Source organism: Bradyrhizobium sp. WSM1743, assembly GCF_000473065.1.
Classification (GTDB): domain Bacteria; phylum Pseudomonadota; class Alphaproteobacteria; order Rhizobiales; family Xanthobacteraceae; genus Bradyrhizobium.
Genome location: NZ_AXAZ01000078.1, coordinates 1 through 22449, shown reverse-complemented (window position 1 = coordinate 22449; position 22449 = coordinate 1). Strand labels below are relative to the sequence as shown.

Sequence of the window (22449 nt, the reverse complement as noted above, 5' to 3'; positions counted from 1 at the left end):
ATTCCAAAACCCGCTGCGCAGCCTTGCGCGCCCCGGGCAAGCATCCCCTGGCGCTTCGATTATCGAACAAATCGGAAGATTTTCTAAAGCGGGTTTAAGGATGGTTAATGATTGGCAAATGCGTCGCGATAGCCGGCAAGCACGCCCTCGACCATCGCGGCTTGCGAGAAATGCGCCGAGATGCGCTCGCGCAAGGACACCGCGCGCTGCGCGGTGGTTTGCGGATCGTCCAGTGCGGCGGCGATCGCCTCCGCCATGGCTTCGGGATCGCTCGGCGCGAACAGACCGGGGTTGTCGGCGCCGAAGATCTCGGGAATGCCGCCGATGCGGGACGCGATCATTGGAATGCCCGCGGCACCGGCCTCGATCACGACGTAGGGCATGGAATCGCCGCGCGAGGGAACGACCAGCAGCCGCCCCTTGGAGAAGCCGTAGCGCGCCTTGACGTGACCGATGAAGCGGATGGCACTGGTAAGGCCGAGCCTTTCGACCTGCGCCTTCAGCGCGGCCGTCTCCTCGCCGTCGCCGCCGAGCGTGAGCGTGACCTTCTTGCCGCCTTCATGCAGGCGTGCCACGGCATCGACCAGCAGGTCGGCGCCCTTGATGTGCCTGAACTCGCCGACATAGCAAAGGTCGGTGGCATCGTCGGCCGTTTCAACAGGCTCGAACTCCTCCGGAGTGACGCCATTGAAGATACAATGCACCACGCCCTTGGGCGTGCCGACAATGCGCTGATAGGTGTCGCGGGCAAACGCGCTCTCGAACAGGAACAGGTCCGTCGAATCCATCAGCGCGCGCTCGAGTCGCGCGTAGAACTCGCCCTTGAAGGTGTTGAGGGGATAGTGCAGCGAGCCGCCATGCGGGGTGTAGATGCGGATGGTGTCGTCCGAGCGCCGCCGCATGCGGATGAAGGCGCCGGCCTTGGCGCCGTGGCCGTGCATCACGTCGGGCTTGAGCTTCGCGATCAGGCGCCGCATCCGCAGCCATACCATGACATCATCGGGTGACGGCTCGCGGCGGATCGCCATGCGGTGCACGCCGAGTTTCAAGCGCGGCGCGAGCTCGGCCAGCGCCTTGTCGCCACGTTCGCCGCCGGTGAGGCTGTCGGCGAGGATGCCGACATGATGGCCGCGGTCAACCTGGCCGTTGGCGACGTCGAGGATGTGGCGGAAGATGCCGCCGACCGGAGCACGCACGGCGTGCAGGATGCGAAGCGGCCGGTCAGGAGAGGGGGGCATGATCCAAAACCAGCTCGACGGCGACTGCCGAACAATTCTCACGAAATAATCGAGAGGGATTAAGGGCCCTCGTGGTTAACAAATGGTGACGAGCGCAAGCGCGCGCGGCACGCGAAATCGCGATTAACCCAGCCGCAACCTTAATGGAGTGTAATCGCCCCGGTTGAGGTAGAGTCGCAGCGTTGCCCTGCGGGAGTGTTCGATGCGTTTAGCGTTCTGGCGTGCCGGCAAGGACAAGGCGTTGATCGCGCGGGCCGTCTCGAAGTCCAAAGGCGAAGCCGCGCCCAAGGTCGAAGCCAAGGTCGAAGCCAAGCCTGTGCCCATTGTCGCGAAGCAGGCGCAAGTCGAATCCGGCGACATCGACCTGCACGCGCTTGGCGCGGCCTTGGCGCGCAAGCGCGGCTGGATCATCGTGCCGACGGTGCTGGCGCTCGTTGCGTCCCTCGCTGTCGTCAATCTCGTCACGCCGCGCTACAAGTCCGAAGCCCGCATCCTGATCGACGGCCGCGAGAACGTGTTCCTGCGCCCGAACAGCGACCGTACCGAGGAGCGGCAGGCGCTCGACGCCGAGGCCGTCACCAGCCAGGTGCAACTGGTGCTGTCGCGCGATCTCGCGCGCGAGATCATCAAGAAGAACAAGCTTGCGGACCGCCCTGAATTCGACCCGGTGCTGCAAGGCATCTCGCCGCTGAAGTCGCTTGCCGCGCTGATCGGTATCGGCCGCGACCCGTTCGCGATGACGCCGGAAGAGCGCGTGCTCGATGCCTATTACGAACGCCTCCAGGCCTACGCGGTCGACAAGTCGCGCGTGATCGTGGTCGAATTCCAGTCCGCCGATCCCGAGCTTGCCGCCCGCGTCGCCAATTCGATCGCCGACGGCTATCTCGTGCTGCAGCAGGGCGTGCGCCAGGAGCAGGCCAAGAACGCCAGTCAATGGCTGGCCGGCGAGATCGAGAATTTGCGCAAGAAGGTGTCGGACGCCGAGGCCAGGGTCGAGGATTTCCGTTCCAAGTCCAGCCTGTTCGTCGGCACCAACAACACCACGCTGTCGAACCAGCAGATGGGCGAGGTCAACACCCAGCTCAACAATGCGCGCTCGATGAAGGCCGACGCGGAGTCCAAGGCACGGTTGATCCGCGAGATGCTCCAGAGCGGCAAGCCGATCGAGGCATCCGAGGTCGTGAACTCCGAATTGATGCGGCGGCTGTCGGAGCAGAGGGTGACGTTGCGGGCGCAGCTCGCCGAACAGTCGTCCACGCTGCTCGGCAATCACCCGCGGATCAAGGAGCTGAAGGCGCAGCTCGGCGACCTCGACAATCAGATTCGCGACGAAGCGGCCAAGATCTCACGCTCGCTCGAAAGCGACGCCCGGATCGCCAGCGGCAGGGTCGATGGCCTGACCGTGAGCCTGGAGCAGCTCAAGAAGCAGGCGGCCTCGACCAACGGCCAGGACGTCCAGCTCCGCGCGCTCGAGCGCGAGGCCAAGGCGCAGCGCGACCTGCTGGAAACCTATCTCGCCAAATACCGCGAGGCCAACACCCGCGAGACCATCGACACTGCGCCGACGGACGGCCGCATCATCTCACGCGCCATCGTCTCCAACACGCCGGCCTATCCGAAGAAGCTCCCGATCGTGCTGATCGCGACCATCGCAACGCTGCTGCTGTCCTCCGGCGTCGTCGTCACCGGTGAGTTGCTGCGCCAGACCGCGCCGCGCGCGGCTGCCGTGTTCACCCCGGCGCCGGCGCACGCCCCGGCGGCGGTTCGGCAGGAGCCGTTCGTCCAGCCGGTCGTCGAACCCGTGATGGGTGAGCCGGCTCCGCTGCAGCCGGAGATGACGGCCGATGCGGGTGTGACGGAGTTTGCCGAGATCGAGCAGCTCGCCGAAGGCCTGCGTGCCGCGGGCGCGGCGGCCAGGAAGGTCACGGTGCTCGGCACCGCGTCCGGCGAAGCCATCACGCTGTCGACGTTGACGCTGGCCCGGCACCTTTCGCGCGATGCTCGCGTCGTCGTGGTCGATCTCGCCGCGTCCTCGCCGACCATTGCCGCGGTGTCCGTTGATGCGTCGGCTCCGGGCCTTGCCGAGCTGATGCAGGGCGAGGCCTCGTTCGCGCAAATCATCACCCGCGACAAGCTCTCGCGGCTGCATCTGGTCATGGCCGGCCGTCCCGGCTTCGACCGCAGCCTGCTGCAATCGCCGCGCGTGGCGCTCGCGATCGACGCGCTGCTGCGCGCCTATGATCACGTGCTGATCGACGCCGGCAGCGCCTCCGACCTTCCGGCCGAACTGCTGACGGCGCATGCCCGCGCCGTCGTGGTGCCCGATGCCTCGATGGCACCGGATGCGCGCACGCAGATGTGCGAGCAGCTGACAGCGGTCGGCTTCAGCGATGTGACGATGCTGAGCAGGCCGGTGCAGGCGTCGGATGCGGTCGAAGCGCCACGCGTGGTGGCGGCGTAGGTCTTACCCTCTCCCCTTGTGGGAGAGGGTGCCGAGCGAAGCTCGGCGGGTGAGGGGTCTCTCTCCGCGAGTCCACATGCAGTTAAGCGCGCGGAGGAATACCCCTCATCCGGCGCTTCGCGCCACCTTCTCCCACAAAGGGAGAAGGGAAGGCAGCAGTGCAAGCGGAAGAGAGCTACCCGAACGCCTGCCGCAGCCGTCGGGCCATGTCGAACAGCACCTGGTTCTGCTTCACCAGCCGCTTGCCGCGGCTGAGCGAGGACATCGCCATCGCCGCGAGCTTGCCGCGCGGGGTCAACGGAACGAAGCTGTCAAAAATGTCCTCATCGTCCTTGCAGAACATCCGCTTGTACTCGTCCGAACCGATCCCGAGGTCGAGCGAGCGGTAGCCGCGTTCGGCGTAGCGATCGATGATGTAGCGCATCAGGATCAGGCCGGGGCTGTAGCGGGCGTGCTCGGACATCGTGTAGGTGTTGAACATCATCGAGAAGCGCGCGCCGTCGGCGACGCCGGCGAAGATCGCGATCACCTCGTCGTCGCATTCCAGCGCGTGGATGTCGATGACGCGCCCTTCACCGCGCGGCGCGAGGCAGGCGCTGCGGACGAACTGTTCGACGCCTGGCTCGGCGAAGACGTTCGGGAGCTTCTGTTCCGCCATCCGCACCGGCTTGACGCGGAAGAACCAGTCGAGCAGGCGGCTGATGTCTGCGTCTGACGTGGCAAGGTGATAGCGATAGCCGGCGAGGGACTGAAGCTTCTTTTCCTTGCTCTTGAGGCGACGACGAAGGGAATTGCTGATCCGTGATTCCTTCGGCCCGCCCGGCTCCATCACCAGACGCGGGCAGCCATTGATCGCGCTCTGCCGCGGCAGAAGCGCAAACGGGTTCTGCTGGTCGTGCCAGCGCAGCGGCTGCTGTGTCAGCGCGAGCACGTCGACATGCCCACGCAGCGGCGCGAGCAGCGCGTCGAGATCGGCGATGGCGACCTGCGCTGCGAACTCGGCATTCCACAGTCCCATATTGAAGGTCGTGTGCTTGCCGCCCATGAAGCAGGCCGTGCGCACGCCATGGCGTTGGCGCAGCGAGAGCGGCAGCAGCATGAGCGGCTGGCGATCGGCGTCGCGGGCGATCACGATGAAGGGGCGCGCGCCCTCGCGCTCGCCGACCAGTCGCTGCCACGGGCTGAGCAGGTCGAACCGCTGGTAGGGCGTGAAGAGATGGCCGTTCGCCTCGAAGGCACGCCAGGCTGTCTCGGCCTCGGCGAGATCGGTGACGATATCGACCTGCGCAATACGGTTCGCTTTCGACCGCGCTGGCGCTTCTGCCGTCCGGCTTTGCATCGCCGCAGCCATGGTCATTCGCGAAACCTGTCGAGAAATCGAAAATACGTAATTCGGCCTGTGGCCGACCTTTGCAAACAAAGGTCAACAAAGGGTAATGACAATGGGAGAAGGAACGGACCGCCGGCGCGGGCGAAGGGTGGGATTTTGGCTTCCGACGACAGATGGTTGGAACGGCTGCGCCTCGAGCTGACCTGGTTCAGCGGTCGGGCGGCGCTGCGCAGTCGTGGTGCCGGCGTCATTCTGCGCTTTGCGCATGTGCGGCCGCGGCACCGCGGCAGGTTTCAGCCGCTGCGCGCGAACGAGATCACGCCGCAATTCCTCGACCGCGCCATTCGCGCGCTGCGGCGCTGGGATTACGGTTTCCTCGGCATGGACGAGGTCTGCCGGCGCGCGGTGACGCTGCCGGAGAAGCGTCGCTTCGTGGCGCTGACCTTCGACGGCGCCAACAAGGATCTCATCACCTTCGCCTATCCGATGCTGGCGCGTTACGCCGTGCCATTCACGATCTATGTGCCAACAGCGTTTCCCGATGGTGTCGGCGAGGCCTGGTGGTTCGGGCTGGAGCAGGTGATCGCGCGCGAGAGCCGCATCAGCCTGATGATGGGTGAGAAGGAGCAGCGCTTCACCGTCACTGACAATGCCCGGAAGCAGGCGCTGTTTTCGTATCTGGAGAGCTGGCTGCGCTCGCTGCCGCCGGCGGATTTGTCGGTCGCGATCGCCGATCTCTGCACGCGCTACCGGGTCGACCTCGCTGCGCTCTCGCGCGAGGCGTCGATGGACTGGGAAGACCTCGCGAAGCTCGCTGCCGATCCGCTGGTGACGATCGGCAGCGCCACCGTGAACTATCCCGTTCTCGCCAACATGAAGGATGCCGCCGCGCTGCGCGAGATGACGATGGGCAAAGCGGTGGCGGAATCGGCTTTCCGGCGCGAGATCAGGCATTTCGCCTTTCCGTTCGGCGACCGCTCCTCGTTTCGGCGCAGCCACGTGGTGATGGCGGAGGAGGCGGGCTTTGCCAGCGCGGTGTCGACGATCCCGGGCATCGTGGAGGCGGAGGGACGCACCAATCTGCACGCGCTGCCACGGATTTCCTGGGACGGGCGGATGCGTTCGCTGCGGGTGCTGCGCGCGCTGGTATCGGGTGTTGCCTTTGCGCCCGTGAGGCCCACGGGCACCGCTACGGGCCGGACCTAATGAGTGGACTTGACCCGGTCGGGCCGCTGCATCCAGCTCACGATCGGCTTCGCCGGCAGCACCCAGCCCATGCCGACCACGACGTAGTAGATCGCCTGCCGCCAGCCGGATTCCGCGATCCAGGGCATCTGCGCCAAGGCCATGCCGAGCAGGGCCCAGACGGTGGCGAGCACCAGCAGCAGGATTGCGCCGAGGAACTTGCGGGTGCGGATCGTCATGGCGGGATGTCGCGGTCTTTCGCGTAACTTGCGCTGCGGGAGCGGGGGACTATAAGGGGCACGCAGTCCGGTTCAAGCTTGGTTTTTGCCCCGAATGACGACGATGTCCACCCTGTCCGAGCCGCACCGCGCCGTGCGCTGGTGGCTGATCGGCGTGGCCGCGTTGATTGCGCTGATGGTGCTGGTCGGCGGGGCGACACGGCTGACGGAATCCGGCCTCTCGATCGTCGAATGGAAACCGGTCACGGGCAGCGTCCCGCCGCTCACCGAGGCGCAGTGGACCGAGGCGTTCGAGGCCTACAAGAAGATCCCGCAATATCGCGAGCTCAACGCGGGTATGAGCCTGTTCGAGTTCAAGGAGATTTTTTGGTGGGAGTGGAGCCACCGGCTGCTCGGCCGTTTCATCGGCGTCGCCTATCTCCTGCCGTTCCTGTTCTTCCTTTGGCGCGGTGGGCTGTCGGGTGAGCTCAGGCGCAGGCTGTGGCTGCTGTTTGCGCTCGGCGGGCTGCAGGGCGCAGTCGGCTGGTGGATGGTGGCTTCGGGCCTGACCGAGCGGGTCGAGGTCTCGCAATATCGGCTGGCGACGCATCTGGTGCTGGCGCTCTTGATCTTCGCGGGGATCGTCTGGACCGTGCGGCGGCTCAAGGAACGTCCGCCGATCGCAGCATCTGCGCGGTTGCGCTTCACCAGCGCGCTGCTTCTCGTCGTGACTTTCGTGCAGATCTATTTCGGTGCGCTGGTCGCGGGCCTGCGCGCCGGGCGCGCCTACAACACCTGGCCTGAGATCGACGGTGCGTTCATCCCGTCGGCGGATCGGTTGTGGTTCGAGACGCCGTGGTGGCGCAACATGTTCGACAATGTGCTGACGGTGCAGTTCGAGCACCGCATGACGGCCTATGCGCTGTTCGTGCTGGCGGCGTTGCATGCGATCGACGCGGTGCGCTCGCGCGCAGGGGCGGCAGCGAGCGGCGCGCTGTGGCTGTTTGCGGCGGTGAGCCTGCAGGCTGTGCTCGGCATCCTCACGCTGCTCAACCAGGTGCCGATCGGGCTCGCGCTCGCGCACCAGGCGGTTGCGATATTGGTGCTCACACTCGCGGTTATGCAGGTTGAACGGCTCGCATCACAGCGGTCTGCGGAGACGCAGCCGCGCGCGGTTCCGGTCAGTCAGGTCGGCTGATCAGCAGTAGCCGTAGACGCCGCACGCGTAGGGCAGGCGCCAGAAGTAATCGACCTGCTTCCCGCCGTAATACGGGCCCTGATAGTCGTAGCTCCAGGGCCGGCCGTAATAGCCCGGCAAGGTGCTGGAGCCGGGCAGGAGCGGCGTGCCCGGCAAATTGCGAATATAGCTGCCGATGCCATAGGCCGGCGAGATCAGCGCATCCGGATCGGTCTCGACATAGACCTGTGGCGGATCCTGCGGCGGCACGGCAGCGCGCCGCTTCGGCATCGCCGGCAGATCGGCGGCGAGCGCGCTTGAAACCGTCAGCATCGCTGCAAGGGCAGGCATCATCCAACGCAGCATCGTCGGCTCCGAATCAAGGGGTGATCCAAGGACGATGTATGCGGCAGATATGGTTAATGACTGTTAATCGAAGACGTCGACGCCGGCACACGCCACCGTCCGTCATTCCGGGGCGGTCCGGTAGGACCGAACCCGGAATCTAGAGTTGACCAGACAATATCGAGGTTCCCCGGTGCGCCATTGCGCACCTGAGGTTCGCGCTTCGCGCACCCCGGAACGACAGGAAACTACGCCCCCAGCGCCTGCTCCAGATCCGCGATCAGGTCTTCCTTGTCCTCGATGCCGATCGAGAGCCGCACCACGTCGGGGCCGGCGCCTGACTTCACCTTGGCGGCATCGTCGAGCTGGCTGTGCGTGGTCGAGGCCGGGTGGATCACCAGCGAGCGGGTGTCGCCGACATTGGCGAGGTGCGAGAACAACTGCAGTTTCGATACCAGGCTGACGCCGGCGTCAAAGCCGCCCTTCAGGCTGAAGGTGAACACGGCACCCGCGCCTTTCGGAGCATATTTGCGCGCGAGCTGGTTGTACTTGTCGCTCGGCAGGCCCGCATAGCTGACCGAGGCCACCGCCGGATGTCCCGCGAGGTATTCGGCGACGGCCTTGGCGTTGTCGCAGTGCTTCTGCATGCGCAGCGGCAGCGTCTCGATGCCGGTCAGGATCATGAAGGCGTTGAACGGCGACAGTGCCGGGCCGAGGTCGCGCAGGCCCAGCACGCGGCAGGCGATCGCGAAGGCGAAATTGCCGAAGGTCTCCTGCAGCCGGATGCCGTGATATTCGGGCCGCGGCTCCGACAGCATCGGATATTTGCCGCCCGTCGACCAGTCGAAGGTGCCGGCATCGACGATGATGCCGCCGAGCGAGTTGCCGTGGCCGCCCAAAAATTTCGTCAGCGAGTGCACGACGATGTCGGCGCCGTGGTCGATCGGGCGGATCAGATAGGGCGAGGCCAGCGTGTTGTCGACGATCAGCGGCACACCTGCCTTGCGCGCCACCGTCGAGATCGCCTCGATGTCGGTGATGCTGCCGGCGGGGTTGGCGATGGACTCGATGAAGATCGCCTTCGTGCGCGGCGTCACCGCGCGCTCGAAGCTTGAGATGTCATCGGGATCGGCCCACACCACATTCCAGCCAAAGCTCTTGAACGCATGCGTGAACTGGTTGATCGAGCCGCCATAGAGCTTTCGCGCCGCGATGAACTCGTCGCCGGGCTGAAGCAATTGCTGCAACACCACGACCTGCGCGGCATGGCCCGAGGCCACCGCGAGCGCAGCGGTGCCGCCTTCGAGTGCGGCGACGCGCTCTTCAAGCACGGCATTGGTCGGGTTGCCGATGCGGGTATAGATGTTGCCGAAGGCCTGCAAACCGAACAGCGAGGCGGCGTGGTCGGCATCGTTGAAGACAAAAGAAGTGGTCTGATAAATCGGGGTCGCGCGCGCACCGGTGGTGGGGTCGGGCTGTGCACCGGCATGCACGGCGAGGGTTGAAAATCCCGGAAGGCGATCGCTCATACAAGGCGTCCTGTTCTCGTGGTCTGAAATCGCGCGGCATGCTGATGGGCGGGGCGCTCGCCGTCAAGGCGCCGCTTCACATCGGAACGATCTTGCTACGCATTGTCGCGTTCGCGACATGAATCCTTTACGGATTGCGTCAGCTCTGCTCGGTCTTGTTTTTCGCGGCGCGATCCGATGCTGCAGTGTCGCCACCACCGACGCTCATCCGATTGAGGGACAGCCGCATGCCCTGCGTCGGCGCCGGCGCCCGCTTTGAACTGAGCGTACGCGAATTCACGCCCATCCAGGATATCTCTGACGACAAGCGGCCATATTCGATCTTGGGGCAGCGGTTCATCACCACCTTGATACCGACCGACTCTGCCTTTGCCGCCGCGGCATCGTCGCGCGCGCCGAGCTGCATCCAGATTACCTTCGGCAGCGGATCGAGCCTAAGGGCTTCCTCGACCACAGGCATGATGTGGCTGGAATTGCGGAAGATGTCGATCATGTCGACGGGACGGCCGATGTCCGAGAGCGAGGCGACGAACGGCTTGCCGAGCAGGTCCTTGCCGACATGGCCGGGATTGATCGGGATCATGTCGTAGCCGCGCTGCGCCAGATATTTGAACGCAAAGTAGCTCGGCCGCACGTTGACCGGCGAGGCGCCGACCATCGCGATCGACTTCACGCTGTTGAGGATGCCGCGGATGTAATTGTCGGGATAGGCGTCGTGGTTCATCTGTCGTTCTTCTTCCCTGTCATTGCGAGGAGCGAAGCGACGAAGCAATCCAGTCTGTTTCCGCGGAGGGACTTCTGGATTGCTTCGCTTCGCTCGCAATGACGATTTTACTCATCCCGCCATGTCGGCGTGCGCTTCTCGATGAAGGCGCCGATGCCTTCCTCGGCGTCGCGCGCCATCATGTTCTCGGTCATCACCTCTGCGGCATAGCGATAGGCGTCCGCAAGGCTCATCTCGGCTTGGCGGTAGAACGCCTCCTTGCCGAGCTTGATCGTGTAGGCGGATTTCAACGCGACCTGCTGCGCCAGCGCAATCGCGGCATCGCGCTCGGTGCCGGCGGCGACGACGCGATTGATGAGCCCGATCTCGCGGGCACGCGCGGCCGGAATCGGCTCGCCCGTCAGCAGCATCTCCATCGCCTGCTTGCGTGGCACGTTGCGCGACAGCGCGACCATCGGCGTCGAGCAGAACAGGCCGATGTCGACGCCGGGAGTGGCGAAGCTCGCCGCCTCCGAGGCGATCGCCAGATCGCAGCTTGCGACGAGCTGGCAGCCCGCCGCGGTGGCGATGCCCTGGACGGCAGCGACCACGGGCTTGGGCAGGCGTACAATCGCCTGCATCATCGCGCTGCAGGCCGTCATGACCTGCGCAAAATAGGCCCGGCCACGATCCGGATCGGTGCGGTGGGCGGTCAGTTCCTTCAGGTCGTGGCCGGCAGAAAAAGCGGGGCCGTTGGCTGCGATGACGGCCGCACGGATGTGCCTGTCTTCCGCAATCGCATTGAGGCTCGCATGCAGCTGTCCGATCATCGCCTCCGAGAGGCTGTTGCGCGCGGCTGGTCGGTTCAGCGTGAGCACGGCGACGCTGCCGACGATCTCGCGCAGCAGGATCGGTGGTTGCGGTGAGGGGGCGCGGGCAGCCTGGACGGACATTGACGCGATTTCCGCTAAATGATTGCAATTGGATGACACCAATAACTTAATGTAACAGGGCGAGCGAAGCGAGGGTGGGGAACGGCATGGCGTTAGCGAAAATGAGCGTGGCGGAGCTCGAGCAGTTCCTCCGTGACGAGTTTCCCCAGGCCTTCAGCGGAGACGACATCACCATCGAGAGCGCGGACGGCCAGACCAGCCTTTTGCGCCAGCGCTACAGCGAAAGGATGCTGCGGCCGGGCGGAACCGTGTCCGGCCCGACGCTGATGGCGCTCGCCGATTTCGCCATGTACGTGGTGCTGCTGTCCGCAATCGGGCCGATCGGGCTCGCGGTCACCACCAATCTCAACATCAATTTCCTGCGCAAGGGCCAACCCGGGCAGGATGTGCTGGCCGAGGCCCGGCTGCTCAAGCTCGGCAAGCGCCTGGCGGTCGGGGATGTGAACCTTTTGTCTGGCACATCAGCCGACCCGATCGCCCATGTCACCTCGACCTATTCCATTCCAAATGTTTGAACTTTTTGCAGGTAATATAGCACCATATTTTTAAGCTATTGATTTTATGGACGTAATTTCCGTCATAGGGCATTGACCGTTGCGTCTCTCTTCTCTAGAAACCCGCGCAGTCCGGTGCGGTGTTCGCGCCGATGTCTCCCTCACGGAAATTCTGACATGAAAACCTTTTCGGCAAAGCCGGCCGAGGTGACGAAGAAGTGGGTGCTGATCGACGCCAAGGGTCTGGTCGTTGGTCGTCTCGCCACCATCGTCGCCATGCGGCTCCGCGGCAAGCACCTCCCGACCTACACCCCGCACGTCGATTGCGGCGATAACGTCATCATCATCAACGCGCAGCATGCGGTCCTCACCGGTCGCAAGCGCGAGCAGAAGACCTACTACAAGCACACCGGTTACGTCGGCCACGTCAAGGAGCGCACCGCGCGCCAGATCCTCGAGGGTCGTCATCCCGAGCGCGTGCTCGAAAAGGCCGTCGAGCGCATGATCCCGCGTGGTCCGCTCGGTCGCGTGCAGATGGGCAACCTCCGCGTCTACGGCGGGCCTGATCATCCGCATGAGGCGCAGCAGCCCGAGAAGATCGACATCGCCAAGTTGAACCGCAAGAACACGAGGGCCGCATAACATGGCCGAATCCATCCAGTCGCTCGACCAGCTCTCGCAGCTCAAGACGGCGGCGGCGCCCGAGGCGCCCAAGCACGAGAAGAAGGTCGACAAGTTCAACCGCGCCTATGCCACCGGCAAGCGCAAGGACGCTGTCGCCCGGGTCTGGATCAAGCCGGGCGCCGGCAAGGTCACGGTCAACTCGCGCGAGGTCGAGGTCTATTTCGCCCGTCCCGTGCTGCGCATGATGATCGAGCAGCCGTTCTCCGTGGCTCAGCGTTCGGGCCAGTACGACGTGATCTGCACCGTCGCCGGCGGTGGTCTCTCCGGCCAGGCCGGCGCGGTCCGTCACGGCATCTCCAAGGCTCTGACCTATTTCGAGCCGGAGCTGCGCTCTGTGCTCAAGAAGGGCGGCTTCCTCACCCGCGACTCCCGCGTGGTCGAGCGCAAGAAGTACGGCAAGGCCAAGGCCCGCCGGTCCTTCCAGTTCTCGAAGCGTTAATCGCTTCGGTCGCATTCGCCGCGAAAGCGGCTTCAATGAGATGCAAAAGGGCGCTGATTTCAGCGCCCTTTTTGTTGTTCGTTTGTATGCAAATTGATGGCGTGTTTCCCGAAAACTTAGGGATCCGCGAAAACCTGAATGGAACCCGCGGGACATAGCGTCGCATTTGGAAGGGCGCGCAAATCGGCTGGGCCGATCGCGTACCTGCTATGTTCTAGAGGGGGCCGACATGATGTCGCTCGATAGCATCACGCTCTATTTGGTCGCCACCATGGTTGCCGCACTGCTCGGCGCCATGATGGTGTTTTTCGGCAAGCAGGAGAACAGCCCGGCGCTGAAATGGTGGGGCACCGCCTATCTCCTCGGTGCCGCCTCCGTCGCGCTATGGACCGCGGCAGGCGACAGGCTGGGCCTCCATATTTACCTTGCGCTGAACGCCGTCGGTTTCGTCGCCTGCGGCATGGTGTGGAACGCGGCGCGCGTCTTCCACGGCCGCAAGCCGAACTGGCCCGGCCTCGCGCTCGGCGCGCTCGCCTGGGTCGCTGCTGCGACGCTGCTCGATCCCACAGCATCGATGCTGCGCATGCTCGTCGGTGCCGGCATCGTCTCGGTCTATGCGGCGCTGACCGCAGGCGAGCTCTGGACCGAACGGCGCAAGAGCCTGCAGCGACGCTGGCCGGCGTTCCTGATGCCGGCGATGCATGGTTGCGTGTTGATGCTGCCGATTTTGATCGGCAGTTTCCTGCGCCCGCATGATGCCGGCTTCTCGTCGAGCATCTGGGTCACCGTGTTCGCGGTCGAGCTCATACTCTATGCCGTCGGTACCGTGTTCGTGATCTTCATGCTGGTGTCGGAACGCACCGTCACCGCGCACCGGACCGCCGCGTCGACCGATCCGCTGACCGGCATGCTCAACCGGCGCGGCTTCTCGGAAGCCTGTAGCCGCGTGATCGAGCGCGAGGCCAAGGCCGGGCGCCCGGTGACCGTGATGATCTTCGACATCGACCACTTCAAGTCGATCAACGACCGCTTCGGCCATCCCGCCGGCGACGAGATGCTGAAACTGTTCTCCACCGTCGTGATCAGCAACTTACGCATCTCCGACCTCTCGGGCCGCATCGGCGGCGAGGAGTTCGCCGCGCTGCTACCGTGTTCGCTGGAGGAGGGCGTGCTGGTCGCCGAGCGCGTGCGCGAGGCGTTCGAGACCTCCGGTGTCGTTGTCGATGAAGGCCCGGTCGACACCACCGTCAGCATCGGCGTCGCCGGCGGTCCGGCCGGTACCGAGCTCGAGGTGCTGCTGGCCTCGGCCGACACCGCGCTCTACCAAGCCAAGCGCGGCGGCCGTAACCGCGTCGAGGCGGCCGAGGAGCTGCCACTGTCGCTGGAGAACTGGCGGCGCCAGAGCGCCGCGCGAACCGGCGCATCGCAGGCGCGTCCGGCCACCGCCTGAGCCGCGGGGCCTTGCGGTAATCTTCTGTTTACCATTCGATCCCATACCATTCCGATATGGAATCGATCCGTCGACAGAATCCGCAAGCCACCCTGATGTCGCTCGAAGCCGCTGCGGCCTCGGCACGCGGCGGTTTCGCCTGTCTGTTCTCGACCGCGGATGAATACGAGACGGCGCTGATCACCGAGCGCCGCGCGCAGGGCCACTACACGCCGAGGCGCAGCTACTGGCCGCTCGCGCTGTTCGCCGGTTGTGCGCTGATCGTCGCGGGCACGGTCCTGCTGTTCGCCTGAAGGCCTGCAGTTTCCTGCCGGGCAGGGCGCCGTTTCGGCGCCTTTTTCTTTGTCGCGGTCTGCGGTAGACACGGCCATCAACAAAAGGGTGGAAACCGATGATCACCGAGATCGCGCAAATCGACGTCAAGCCGGGCAGCGAGAAGGACTTTGAAGCTGCCGTTGCCAAGGCCAAGGCCGCCTTCGGCCGCTCCAAGGGCTTTCATGGTTTCGAGCTGCACAAGTCGATCGAGAAGCCGCAACGCTACCGGCTGATGGTGAAATGGGCGACGCTGGAGAACCACACCGTCGATTTCCGCGGCTCGGAGAATTTCACCGAATGGCGCGGCCTGGTCGGCCAGTATTTTGCCGCGCCCCCGGAGGTCGAGCACACCGAGACCGTGCTGACGAGCTGAGCGAGGCTCACGCCGCCTCCGCCAGAGGCGGCGCCTCATACGTCTTGAAATGGTCGATCATGACCTTGGCGATGGCGACCAACGGCAGCGCCAGCGCGAGGCCCCAGATGCCGAACACGACGCCGAGCAGGATCTGGAACGCGAACAGCGTGGCCGGCGGGATGTCCAGCGCCTGCCGCTGCAGGATCGGCGTCAGCACGTAGCTTTCCATGGCGTGGACGCCCATGAAGAGCAGAAACGCCGACAAAGCCGGGATCCAGCCCGAGGCGAGGCTCGCCAGCACGACGATGACGCCGGCGATGATGGCTCCGACGGTCGGGACAAAGGCGAGCAGGCCCGCCTGGATCCCTAAGATGAACGCGCCGGGGATGCCGATGACGGCAAGCCCGATCCAGGTCACGACACCGACCGCGATCATGACGACGATCTGGGCGATCAGCCAGCGCTCCAGCGTCTCGGCTGTACGGTCGATGACGAGGGCGACACGCGTGCGGTGCCTCGCCGGTGCGAGGAACAGCAGGCCGTCATGATAGACGCTGGGCTGGGCGGCGAAGGCAAGGCCCAGGAACAGCACGATGAAGATGTTGCCCACGCCGTGAATGGTGCCGAGCAGCAGTTTGAGGGTCTGGCTCACGATCGCTCCGCCGCTGGAGGCGAGCGCGCCGGCGCCGGGCAAGGGACCGCGCGAGGGCGCAGCCGGCGCGGGTGTCGCCTCCGACGAGGGGTTGGTCGAGGAGTCCGAGGCAGCGTTGCCGAGATCGAAGAAGCTGGTGTCGATGCCGTGGTTCTCGAGGAAGGACCTGACATTTGTGATCTGCGACTTGATGGTCTTGCTCAGCACCGAGGCCTGCTCAGCAATGGTGGCGCCGCCGAGATAGGCGATGCCTGCCAGAAGCCAAGCGAGCGCGACACAGACGATCGCAAGTCGGACCGTGTGAGGCAAGTGGACCCGGCGGCCGAGCGCATTGACCAGCGCGTTGAGGCCGAGGCCGAGCAGCATGCCGGTGAAGATCAGCAGCAGGGTGGCCGCAAAATACCAGGTGAAGGCGAGCAGGGCGGTGAACAGCACGACGCCGATGCCTCCGACGGAAATCGCCCAGGCCTGATCCCGCGCCAGGTCGCTGCGGGTGCGGGGGCGTTCATCTCTGGGAATCGTCACATGAGGTCCTTTTCGAGGGAGGCGGCGCCAACGCACTCTTTCGCGAAATCCTGCCGGGGATCAAGCGGGGCGCGTGCCGGTTTGGTGCGCTTGTCATCGCCGCGGGGCTGTAGACCCCTCCGACCGATCGGAGCAGCCGTCCCAGTCTGCCAAGGGTCCTCCAGGCCGGGCATTGCGCGAAAATAGCATTGCCGTCCCGCGATCCCTTCTGTTGAATTTGTTCCATCGGAGGGGCATGTTTGAAGAATCTTGTTATCGGGAGGCGCGGAACGACAGATGAGAAAGCCGGTCGTCGGCGTGATCGGGAATTCCCATCGCGTCGAAAATCGATTTCAGGTCCAGATGGTGGGCGAGCGAAACCTGCGCGCCGTGGCCGAGGTCTCCGGCGGCTTGCCGGTGATGTTTGCAGGCTCCCCTGACATCACCGACATCGGGGCGCTGCTCGATACCGTGGACGGCATCATCCTCACCGGCGCCCGCGCCAACGTGCACCCGACCCGTTTCAACGTCGACCCTTGCGAAAAGCACGAGCCCTATGACATCCACCGCGACGAGGTCGCGCTGGCCCTTTCGGTCGCCTGCGTCGCCCGCGGCATCCCGCTGTTCGGCATCTGTCGCGGCCTGCAGGAGATGAACGTCGCCTTCGGCGGCTCGCTGCACCCCGAGATCCGCGAGATCCCCGGCCGGATGAACCACCGCATGCCCCGGCTTGAGAACGGCGAGATCCATCCCGATCCGACCGTGGTGTTCGCCGACCGTCACGATGTCGATCTGACGCCAGGAGGGGCGCTTGCAACGATTCTCGGCTGCGAGAAAATCAGGGTCAATTCGCTGCACGGCCAGGGCATTCTCGATCCCGGCAAGCGCGTGCTGATCGAGGGCGTCGCTGAGGACGGCACCATCGAGGCGATCCGCATCGCGGAGGCCCCGACCTTTGCGCTCGGCGTGCAATGGCATGCGGAGTACGACCCGCAGCACAATCCGATCAACCGCAAGCTGTTCGAGGCCTTTGGCGAAGCGCTGGTGGCAAGGCAGAAGGCGGCGGCGTAGGCACATGACGAGGTTTGGGGCCGGCTCTCGCCACGCCGTCATTGCGAGCGCAGCGAAGCACATCCAGAGTCTTTCCGCGATCCGCTGACAACTCCGAAACTGGAATGGCGCCCTATGATACGCAGCCTGACTGCTACGGCCCTTATTCTGCTCGCGCCCCCCGCATTCGCACAAAGCGCCCCGCCTCAGGACGGCCCGATCACCTGCGCTTCGCCCGTGGCGCCCGAGGACACCGAGAAAACTCTGAAGCAGCGTTACGGCAAGGACGCTGTGACGCAGGAGCTGGCGGGCGCCGAGGGTGAAAAATATAGGGGTCTCGTGCTGTTTCCAAAGGCGATGGACCGCCGCATCGAGATTGCCTTCACCGACGACAAGGCCGGGCGTGCCTCCGGCCTGATCCTGCGCGAGGCCAAGATCAGCCGCTGGAGCATCGGCGGCATCACCGTCGGATCGAGCCTTGCCAACGTGCAGAAGGCGAACGGCAAGCCGTTCCTCGTCAGCGGCTTTGAATGGGACTATGGCGGCTTCGTCACGGACTGGAAGGGCGGCGCGCTCAGCCGACCGCTGCAAGACGGCTGCACCGTCACCATCCGCTTCGGCAAGAAGTCCGGTGCGCCGAGGTCGCTCTCCGGTGACGGCGTGAAGATCGCCTCCGACAACGCAACGCTGGTGAAATGGGCGCCGGTGGTGACGGAGATTGGCGTCAACTTTCCGGACAAGTGACGATGCCGCGCTTCGGCTCTTCCTCGCGGTCTTCGCCGCGCTTGCGATGGGAAGCTGCGACGACTGCGCCAGGTCCAATGCGCATTCCAAATTCCGGACGGAATAAACCAATCAGTAGGAATTGCTTCGTCCCGATTTTTGCGGCTCTGATTTGTTCTTTGAGAACGAACTGGAGTCAGATGCGGAACGAAAGCTGAAGGCTCCGTGGCACAAGGTTCATCGCACCAGTGCGGTCGAATCGGAGACGCGCTCACGTCTCACATCGTCTGCTCCGTCCGTCGCGTGCGGTAGGCCTGCGGTGACATCGAGGTCAGCTTGCGGAACGCCTTGCGAAAGCTGCTCTCGTCCTCATAGCCGGCGGCGCGCGCGATGGTCTTGATCGGCTGCGTCGTCGATTCCAGCAGCGTGCGCGCGTGCTCGACACGGCGACGCATGAGGAAAGATTGCGCCGGCTCGTGCGTGAGCTCCTGGAATTTGCGGTTCAGCGTACGCTCGCTGAGGCCGAGCGCGTCGGCGAGGCGCTTGACCGTCATCGGGACCTTGCCGGCGCGGCGGACCAGGAGGCCCGCGTCACCGATGTCCTGGTCGAGGTCGAGGGGCAGGGCAACCCGGATTTCCGCCGCAACGTCTGGGTCAGGATCGAGGAGCAGGAGCCTTCGCACTGGTCGCTCGGCGGCATGCAGCCGACGAGCGAGATCATAGCGAGCACGTTCGGCGCAATCGGAGCGGACGGCCTGAGGGTAACGCGGTAGCAGCGCCTGGCGCAGGGCGGATCAGCCGTCGGCATGGTCCGCCACTGCCTCTGTTCAGCCGATCACATCGCCATCCTGCATGGGCATTCCCATTGCGTTGCACAATCGCAACGTTGGCCTCCACGCGCAGCATTGAGGTTCAGGACGGGAACACCATATGCTCTGCAAGGGAGCCCTTGCCGTGCAGACCATGAAGGCGGCCCTCGTTACGGCGATCACCGTCGTGGCTTTGACCTGCTGCCTCCTTCCCAGCTCAGCGGAGGAGAGCGGCCGGCTTGCACTGATCGTTTCGATCGACGGCGCCATTGGCCCGGCGTCAGCCAGCTACGTGCGGGAGGCTTTGGCCACGGCGAGCGAACGGCGCGCCGAGGTCGTGCTTCTGAGAATGAACACTCCCGGCGGGCTCAATTCCAGCATGCGCGAGATCATCGCGGATGTGCTCGCCTCGCCGGTCCCCGTCATCGGCTATGTCGCTCCCTCGGGCGCCCACGCGGCGAGCGCGGGGACCTATATCCTTTATGCGACTCACATCGCGGCGATGGCACCGGGCACCAATATCGGTGCGGCGACGCCGGTCCAGATTGGCGGGCCGCTTCCGGTTCTGCCGAGCGGCACACCCGACAAGGAGGGCAAAGACAAGAAGGATGAGCCGAAGGACGCGATGACGGCGAAGGCCACGAACGATGCCGTCGCTTTTATCCGCAGCCTCGCCGAACTGCGCAACCGCAATGCGGACTGGGCAGAGAAGGCGGTCCGCGAGGCTGCAACACTCTCTGCCAACGGCGCACTGGAGGCGCATGCCATTGAACTCGTCGCGCGCGATCAGGCTGAATTGCTGCGGCAGGTTGATGGCCGTGTGGTGGAGCTTGCAGGCGGCAAGACGCAACGCCTCGTCACAAAGGATGCTGTCGTCGAAGCCATTGAGCCCGGACGGATATCCCGCTTCCTGGCGGTCATCACCGACCCGAACGTGGCGTTCATTCTCCTGATGGTCGGCATTTACGGGCTGATCTTCGAATTCATGTCTCCCGGAGCCGTCGCTCCCGGAGTCGTCGGTGCGATCTGCCTGCTGATCGGCCTCTATGCGCTCAATCTGCTGCCGATCAACTATGCCGGCCTCGCCCTGATGCTGGTGGGACTCGTGCTTCTCACTGTCGAAGCCTTCAACCCGACCGTGGTGGTCGGCTTCGGAGGGATCATCGCTTTCGTGTTGGGAGCAATGATGCTTTTCAGGAGCGAGGCGCCTGGCTACCAACTGTCGTGGTGGGTGATCGGCACCACTGCGGTAGTGTTCAGCGGCTTTGCTCTGATCGTGCTTGGTTCGCTTCGGCGCGCCCGCAAAGCTCCCGCGCTGGTCGGCGCACAGGCCATGCGCGGCTTGCCCGCCGAGGTTCTCGACTGGAACGGGAACGAAGGTCATGTGTTCGCCCATGGTGAGCGCTGGCAGGCGCGCGGCGCCGAAACGTTCAAGCCCGGAGAGACGGTGGAAATCGCCAATGTCATCGACCTGACGCTGCTGATACGCCGCACACCCGCCCGGACAGGCGAGGGAGGTACATCATGATGCTGGAATATCTGACGTATGCGGCGCTTGCGCTGCTTGTCGTCGTGTTTCTATCCCAGGCTATTCGAATCCTGCGCGAATACGAGCGCGGCGTCGTCTTCACGCTTGGCCGCTTTACCGGTGTGAAGGGTCCGGGCCTCATCCTCCTCGTCCCGATCGTGCAGCAACTCGTCAAGGTCGACCTGCGGGTGATGGTGCAGGTCGTGCCGCCGCAGGACGTGATTTCGCGGGACAACGTGTCCGTCAAGGTCAACGCCGTATTGTATTTCCGCATCGTCGACCCCGAGCGCGCCATCATCAAGGTCGGCGACTTCATGGCGGCGACCAGCCAGCTCGCCCAGACCACGTTGCGTTCGGTGCTCGGCAAGCATGAGCTCGACGAGATGCTTGCCGAGCGCGACAGGTTGAACGCCGACATCCAGGAGATCCTGGACAAGCAGACTGACATCTGGGGCATCAAGGTCACCGGCATCGAGATCAAGGACGTCGATATCAATGAAACCATGGTTCGCGCGATTGCCAAACAGGCTGAGGCGGAGCGCTTACGGCGGGCCAAGGTGATCAATGCGATGGGCGAGCAGCAAGCCGCCGAAAAGCTCGTCGAAGCCGGCCGGATCCTGGCGCAGGAGCCTCAGGCCATGCAGCTGCGATACTTCGCGGCTCTGCACGACATCGCCGGTGAACGGTCGTCGACCGTGGTGTTTCCGCTCCCGACGGGGTTGCTCGACCATTTTATGCCGCGGCCTAACAACCCGTAGCGGAAAGCGGCGAGGACGACCCATCTTCGCCCAAATGGGCGGGTCGAATGTTGATGCCTACTTAAACGGGAGAAACATTCGATGACCAGGCACGCCGTCAGCCCGCCAAGCCACCGCCAACGCCGGACATTCATGCTTGCCGTTCCGCTGGTCGCCTTCGCACTTTGTTCGTGGCCGTTCGGCGAAACGGCGCGGGCCGCAGAGCCCGGCAAGGACACCCCTGTCGCCAATCTGCCCCGAATTCTCGTGCTGGCGACGGGCGGCACCATTGCAGGCCAGGCCGACCCGCGCGCGACGGGCGCCTACAAGTCCGGCCAGATCACGGGCGAGCAGCTGATGCAGTCGGTGCCGGGCCTGGACAAGCTCGCCAAGCTGAACGCCGAGCAGATTTCGTCGATCGGATCCCAGGACATGAACGACAAGGTCTGGTTTGCGCTGGCCCGCCGCATCCAGGACGCCTTCGACAAGAATGAAGCCGATGGCGTCGTCATCACCCACGGCACCGATACGCTGGAGGAGACCGCGTTCTTTCTCGACAACGTGGTGCGCGGCGACAAGCCGGTGGTGATCGTCGGCTCGATGCGGCCGGCCACGGCGATCAGCGCGGACGGTCCCGGCAATCTCTACGAGGCGGTGCAGGTGGCCGGCGATCCGCGCTCGCGCGGGCGCGGTGTCATGGCCGTGCTGAACGACAAGATTCAGGGCGCCCGCTCGGTCACCAAGACCAACACCACGAGCATCGAGACGTTCAGCTCTCCCAATGACGGGCCGATCGGCTACGTCGACACCGCCGGCGGCATCCGCTTCATGACCCAGGCTGCGGGCGTCAAGCGTGCGACCTATCAGTTGCCGGCAGGCGAGCAATTGCCGCGGGTCGCGATCGTCTACTCGCACGCCAACATGGATGCCGTTCCCATCGAGGACGCCATTTCGCACGGCGCCAAGGGCATCGTGCTGGCCGGCGTCGGCGACGGCAACACATCGAAGCCGGCGCTCGATGCGCTCGAAGCGGCGGCCAAGAAGGGCGTCCTCGTCGTCCGCTCCACGCGGGTGCGATCCGGCTTCGTTACAAGGAACGTCGAGGTCGACGACGACAAGAATGGTTTCGTCGTGTCCGAGGACCTCAATCCGCAGAAGGCGCGTGTTCTCGCCCAATTGCTGATCGCGAGCGGCGTGACGGCTCCGGCCGAGCTGCAGCGGGCCTTTACGGCAACGTGGTAATTGGCCAGCTCACATCTTGTAGGGTGGGTTAGCCGTAGTCGTCCGTTAAGAAACCGATTTGAGCGGTAAGCAGTCGCTGGCGGCCGCGATGAGGGTGGTCAGGATCAGGCACCAAAGAGCCCTCAGCCAGGTGAGGACACGGCGGAAGTTGTGACCGACGGCGGAGAGGATGACGTTAGCCGCATCGCCGGGGCGGCCTTTGAGGTAGCATCGGCCGAGGTGACCATCGGTCTTCAGGTGTCCGATGATGGGCTCGATGGCGGAGCGGCGGCGCAGCTCGTGCTTGATGACACCGAAGACGCCGCGCTTCTGGCCGGAGATGAAGACG

The 22449-nt window shown here is 64.6% G+C and carries 23 protein-coding genes and 1 pseudogene; 14 read left to right on the top strand and 10 right to left on the bottom strand.

Annotated elements, in window-relative coordinates:
• Positions 1 to 104 precede the first annotated feature (104 nt).
• Entirely contained in the window at positions 105 to 1238 is a 1134-nt protein-coding gene (locus tag YU9_RS0132405; protein ID WP_027576516.1) for a glycosyltransferase family 4 protein, read from the bottom strand.
• 202 nt (positions 1239 to 1440) lie between these two features.
• On the opposite strand from YU9_RS0132405, the gene YU9_RS0132400 reads away from it, so the two are divergent.
• Positions 1441 to 3699 (top strand): exopolysaccharide transport family protein, encoded by a 2259-nt coding sequence (locus YU9_RS0132400; protein WP_027576515.1) that lies wholly within the window; start codon positions 1441 to 1443, stop codon positions 3697 to 3699.
• A 175-nt stretch (positions 3700 to 3874) separates the two neighbouring features.
• Here YU9_RS0132400 and YU9_RS0132395 read toward each other — a convergent pair whose 3' ends face one another.
• Complete coding sequence (locus tag YU9_RS0132395) at positions 3875 to 5056, bottom strand: GNAT family N-acetyltransferase (protein WP_027576514.1); 1182 nt, start codon at positions 5054 to 5056, stop codon at positions 3875 to 3877.
• 129 nt (positions 5057 to 5185) lie between these two features.
• Between YU9_RS0132395 and YU9_RS0132390 the strand changes: the two genes are divergently transcribed.
• Entirely contained in the window at positions 5186 to 6235 is a 1050-nt protein-coding gene (locus YU9_RS0132390; protein WP_027576513.1) for a polysaccharide deacetylase family protein, read from the top strand.
• Here YU9_RS0132390 and YU9_RS0132385 read toward each other — a convergent pair.
• Positions 6232 to 6453 (bottom strand): DUF2842 domain-containing protein, encoded by a 222-nt coding sequence (locus YU9_RS0132385; protein WP_027576512.1) that lies wholly within the window; start codon positions 6451 to 6453, stop codon positions 6232 to 6234. The genes YU9_RS0132390 and YU9_RS0132385 overlap by 4 nt on opposite strands.
• A gap of 94 nt (positions 6454 to 6547) precedes the next feature.
• Between YU9_RS0132385 and YU9_RS0132380 the strand changes: the two genes are divergently transcribed.
• A complete protein-coding gene (locus tag YU9_RS0132380) occupies positions 6548 to 7630 on the top strand; it encodes a COX15/CtaA family protein (protein WP_027576511.1) in 1083 nt (360 codons plus the stop codon).
• Here YU9_RS0132380 and YU9_RS0132375 read toward each other — a convergent pair whose 3' ends face one another.
• The 4 genes from YU9_RS0132375 to YU9_RS0132355 all read right to left on the bottom strand — a co-directional run bounded on the left by YU9_RS0132375 (position 7631) and on the right by YU9_RS0132355 (position 11139).
• Positions 7631 to 7975, bottom strand: a complete 345-nt coding sequence (locus YU9_RS0132375) for a hypothetical protein (RefSeq protein ID WP_027576510.1) — start codon at positions 7973 to 7975, stop codon at positions 7631 to 7633.
• A 227-nt stretch (positions 7976 to 8202) separates the two neighbouring features.
• Entirely contained in the window at positions 8203 to 9483 is a 1281-nt protein-coding gene (locus YU9_RS0132370; RefSeq protein WP_027576509.1) for an O-acetylhomoserine aminocarboxypropyltransferase, read from the bottom strand.
• 139 nt (positions 9484 to 9622) lie between these two features.
• Complete coding sequence (locus YU9_RS0132360) at positions 9623 to 10207, bottom strand: CoA-binding protein (RefSeq protein WP_027576508.1); 585 nt, start codon at positions 10205 to 10207, stop codon at positions 9623 to 9625.
• 107 nt (positions 10208 to 10314) lie between these two features.
• Positions 10315 to 11139 (bottom strand): enoyl-CoA hydratase, encoded by an 825-nt coding sequence (locus YU9_RS0132355; protein WP_027576507.1) that lies wholly within the window; start codon positions 11137 to 11139, stop codon positions 10315 to 10317.
• A gap of 86 nt (positions 11140 to 11225) precedes the next feature.
• Here YU9_RS0132355 and YU9_RS0132350 point away from each other — a divergent pair, with 86 nt between their 5' ends.
• From YU9_RS0132350 to YU9_RS0132325, 6 genes are all read left to right on the top strand, one after another.
• Positions 11226 to 11654 (top strand): PaaI family thioesterase, encoded by a 429-nt coding sequence (locus YU9_RS0132350; RefSeq protein ID WP_027576506.1) that lies wholly within the window; start codon positions 11226 to 11228, stop codon positions 11652 to 11654.
• Between the two features lie 156 nt (positions 11655 to 11810).
• Positions 11811 to 12275 carry a 50S ribosomal protein L13 gene (gene rplM, locus YU9_RS0132345; RefSeq protein WP_027576505.1) on the top strand — a complete coding sequence of 155 codons (465 nt, stop codon included), beginning with the start codon at positions 11811 to 11813 and terminating at the stop codon, positions 12273 to 12275.
• Between the two features lies 1 nt (position 12276).
• Entirely contained in the window at positions 12277 to 12756 is a 480-nt protein-coding gene (gene rpsI / locus YU9_RS0132340; protein ID WP_018642439.1) for a 30S ribosomal protein S9, read from the top strand.
• A 229-nt stretch (positions 12757 to 12985) separates the two neighbouring features.
• Positions 12986 to 14206: a diguanylate cyclase gene (locus YU9_RS0132335; protein WP_027576504.1), complete on the top strand. Its 1221-nt coding sequence runs from the start codon at positions 12986 to 12988 to the stop codon at positions 14204 to 14206.
• A gap of 56 nt (positions 14207 to 14262) precedes the next feature.
• The gene (locus YU9_RS0132330) at positions 14263 to 14499 is read left to right on the top strand and encodes a hypothetical protein (protein ID WP_027576503.1); all 237 of its coding nucleotides are present in this window, start codon (positions 14263 to 14265) and stop codon (positions 14497 to 14499) included.
• Between the two features lie 98 nt (positions 14500 to 14597).
• Positions 14598 to 14894 carry an antibiotic biosynthesis monooxygenase gene (locus YU9_RS0132325; RefSeq protein ID WP_027576502.1) on the top strand — a complete coding sequence of 99 codons (297 nt, stop codon included), beginning with the start codon at positions 14598 to 14600 and terminating at the stop codon, positions 14892 to 14894.
• A gap of 7 nt (positions 14895 to 14901) precedes the next feature.
• On the opposite strand, the gene YU9_RS0132320 is transcribed toward YU9_RS0132325, so the two are convergent.
• Positions 14902 to 16053, bottom strand: coding sequence for an AI-2E family transporter (locus YU9_RS0132320; RefSeq protein WP_027576501.1), 1152 nt, complete (start codon positions 16051 to 16053; stop codon positions 14902 to 14904).
• A 276-nt stretch (positions 16054 to 16329) separates the two neighbouring features.
• Here YU9_RS0132320 and YU9_RS0132310 point away from each other — a divergent pair, with 276 nt between their 5' ends.
• Together YU9_RS0132310 and YU9_RS0132305 are read left to right on the top strand one after the other, a co-directional pair.
• On the top strand, positions 16330 to 17103 hold the full coding sequence (locus YU9_RS0132310) for a gamma-glutamyl-gamma-aminobutyrate hydrolase family protein (protein ID WP_027576500.1): 774 nt from the start codon (positions 16330 to 16332) through the stop codon (positions 17101 to 17103).
• A 114-nt stretch (positions 17104 to 17217) separates the two neighbouring features.
• On the top strand, positions 17218 to 17826 hold the full coding sequence (locus YU9_RS0132305; protein WP_027576499.1) for a hypothetical protein: 609 nt from the start codon (positions 17218 to 17220) through the stop codon (positions 17824 to 17826).
• A gap of 257 nt (positions 17827 to 18083) precedes the next feature.
• On the opposite strand, the gene YU9_RS46440 is transcribed toward YU9_RS0132305, so the two are convergent.
• Positions 18084 to 18488, bottom strand: coding sequence for a helix-turn-helix domain-containing protein (locus tag YU9_RS46440; protein WP_245266608.1), 405 nt, complete (start codon positions 18486 to 18488; stop codon positions 18084 to 18086).
• Between the two features lie 271 nt (positions 18489 to 18759).
• On the opposite strand from YU9_RS46440, the gene YU9_RS0132290 reads away from it, so the two are divergent.
• The 3 genes from YU9_RS0132290 (at position 18760) to YU9_RS0132280 (ending at position 22121) form a co-directional block, all read left to right on the top strand.
• Positions 18760 to 20142 carry a nodulation protein NfeD gene (locus tag YU9_RS0132290; RefSeq protein ID WP_027576498.1) on the top strand — a complete coding sequence of 461 codons (1383 nt, stop codon included), beginning with the start codon at positions 18760 to 18762 and terminating at the stop codon, positions 20140 to 20142.
• The gene (locus YU9_RS0132285; RefSeq protein WP_027576497.1) at positions 20139 to 20900 is read left to right on the top strand and encodes a slipin family protein; all 762 of its coding nucleotides are present in this window, start codon (positions 20139 to 20141) and stop codon (positions 20898 to 20900) included. Before YU9_RS0132290 ends, YU9_RS0132285 begins: the two co-directional genes overlap by 4 nt.
• Before the next feature lie 81 nt (positions 20901 to 20981).
• Positions 20982 to 22121: an asparaginase gene (locus tag YU9_RS0132280; RefSeq protein WP_027576496.1), complete on the top strand. Its 1140-nt coding sequence runs from the start codon at positions 20982 to 20984 to the stop codon at positions 22119 to 22121.
• 45 nt (positions 22122 to 22166) lie between these two features.
• Here the strand turns inward: YU9_RS0132280 and YU9_RS43115 are convergent.
• A pseudogene (locus YU9_RS43115) lies at positions 22167 to 22449 on the bottom strand (IS5/IS1182 family transposase); the annotation flags it as partial.

Excerpts from the sequence above, each read along its gene's own strand:
- YU9_RS0132385 (WP_027576512.1), bottom strand. The coding sequence starts at position 6,453 with ATGACGATCCGCACCCGCAAGTTCCTCGGCGCAATCCTGCTGCTGGTG.
- rplM (WP_027576505.1), top strand. The coding sequence starts at position 11,811 with ATGAAAACCTTTTCGGCAAAGCCGGCCGAGGTGACGAAGAAGTGGGTG.
- YU9_RS0132350 (WP_027576506.1), top strand. The coding sequence starts at position 11,226 with ATGGCGTTAGCGAAAATGAGCGTGGCGGAGCTCGAGCAGTTCCTCCGT.
- YU9_RS0132400 (WP_027576515.1), top strand. The coding sequence starts at position 1,441 with ATGCGTTTAGCGTTCTGGCGTGCCGGCAAGGACAAGGCGTTGATCGCG.
- YU9_RS0132330 (WP_027576503.1), top strand. The coding sequence starts at position 14,263 with ATGGAATCGATCCGTCGACAGAATCCGCAAGCCACCCTGATGTCGCTC.
- YU9_RS0132355 (WP_027576507.1), bottom strand. The coding sequence starts at position 11,139 with ATGTCCGTCCAGGCTGCCCGCGCCCCCTCACCGCAACCACCGATCCTG.
- YU9_RS0132335 (WP_027576504.1), top strand. The coding sequence starts at position 12,986 with ATGATGTCGCTCGATAGCATCACGCTCTATTTGGTCGCCACCATGGTT.
- YU9_RS0132325 (WP_027576502.1), top strand. The coding sequence starts at position 14,598 with ATGATCACCGAGATCGCGCAAATCGACGTCAAGCCGGGCAGCGAGAAG.
- YU9_RS0132285 (WP_027576497.1), top strand. The coding sequence starts at position 20,139 with ATGATGCTGGAATATCTGACGTATGCGGCGCTTGCGCTGCTTGTCGTC.
- YU9_RS0132360 (WP_027576508.1), bottom strand. The coding sequence starts at position 10,207 with ATGAACCACGACGCCTATCCCGACAATTACATCCGCGGCATCCTCAAC.
- YU9_RS0132405 (WP_027576516.1), bottom strand. The coding sequence starts at position 1,238 with ATGCCCCCCTCTCCTGACCGGCCGCTTCGCATCCTGCACGCCGTGCGT.
- YU9_RS0132310 (WP_027576500.1), top strand. The coding sequence starts at position 16,330 with ATGAGAAAGCCGGTCGTCGGCGTGATCGGGAATTCCCATCGCGTCGAA.
- YU9_RS0132380 (WP_027576511.1), top strand. The coding sequence starts at position 6,548 with ATGACGACGATGTCCACCCTGTCCGAGCCGCACCGCGCCGTGCGCTGG.
- YU9_RS0132375 (WP_027576510.1), bottom strand. The coding sequence starts at position 7,975 with ATGCTGCGTTGGATGATGCCTGCCCTTGCAGCGATGCTGACGGTTTCA.
- YU9_RS0132305 (WP_027576499.1), top strand. The coding sequence starts at position 17,218 with ATGATACGCAGCCTGACTGCTACGGCCCTTATTCTGCTCGCGCCCCCC.
- YU9_RS0132395 (WP_027576514.1), bottom strand. The coding sequence starts at position 5,056 with ATGACCATGGCTGCGGCGATGCAAAGCCGGACGGCAGAAGCGCCAGCG.
- rpsI (WP_018642439.1), top strand. The coding sequence starts at position 12,277 with ATGGCCGAATCCATCCAGTCGCTCGACCAGCTCTCGCAGCTCAAGACG.
- YU9_RS0132280 (WP_027576496.1), top strand. The coding sequence starts at position 20,982 with ATGACCAGGCACGCCGTCAGCCCGCCAAGCCACCGCCAACGCCGGACA.
- YU9_RS0132370 (WP_027576509.1), bottom strand. The coding sequence starts at position 9,483 with ATGAGCGATCGCCTTCCGGGATTTTCAACCCTCGCCGTGCATGCCGGT.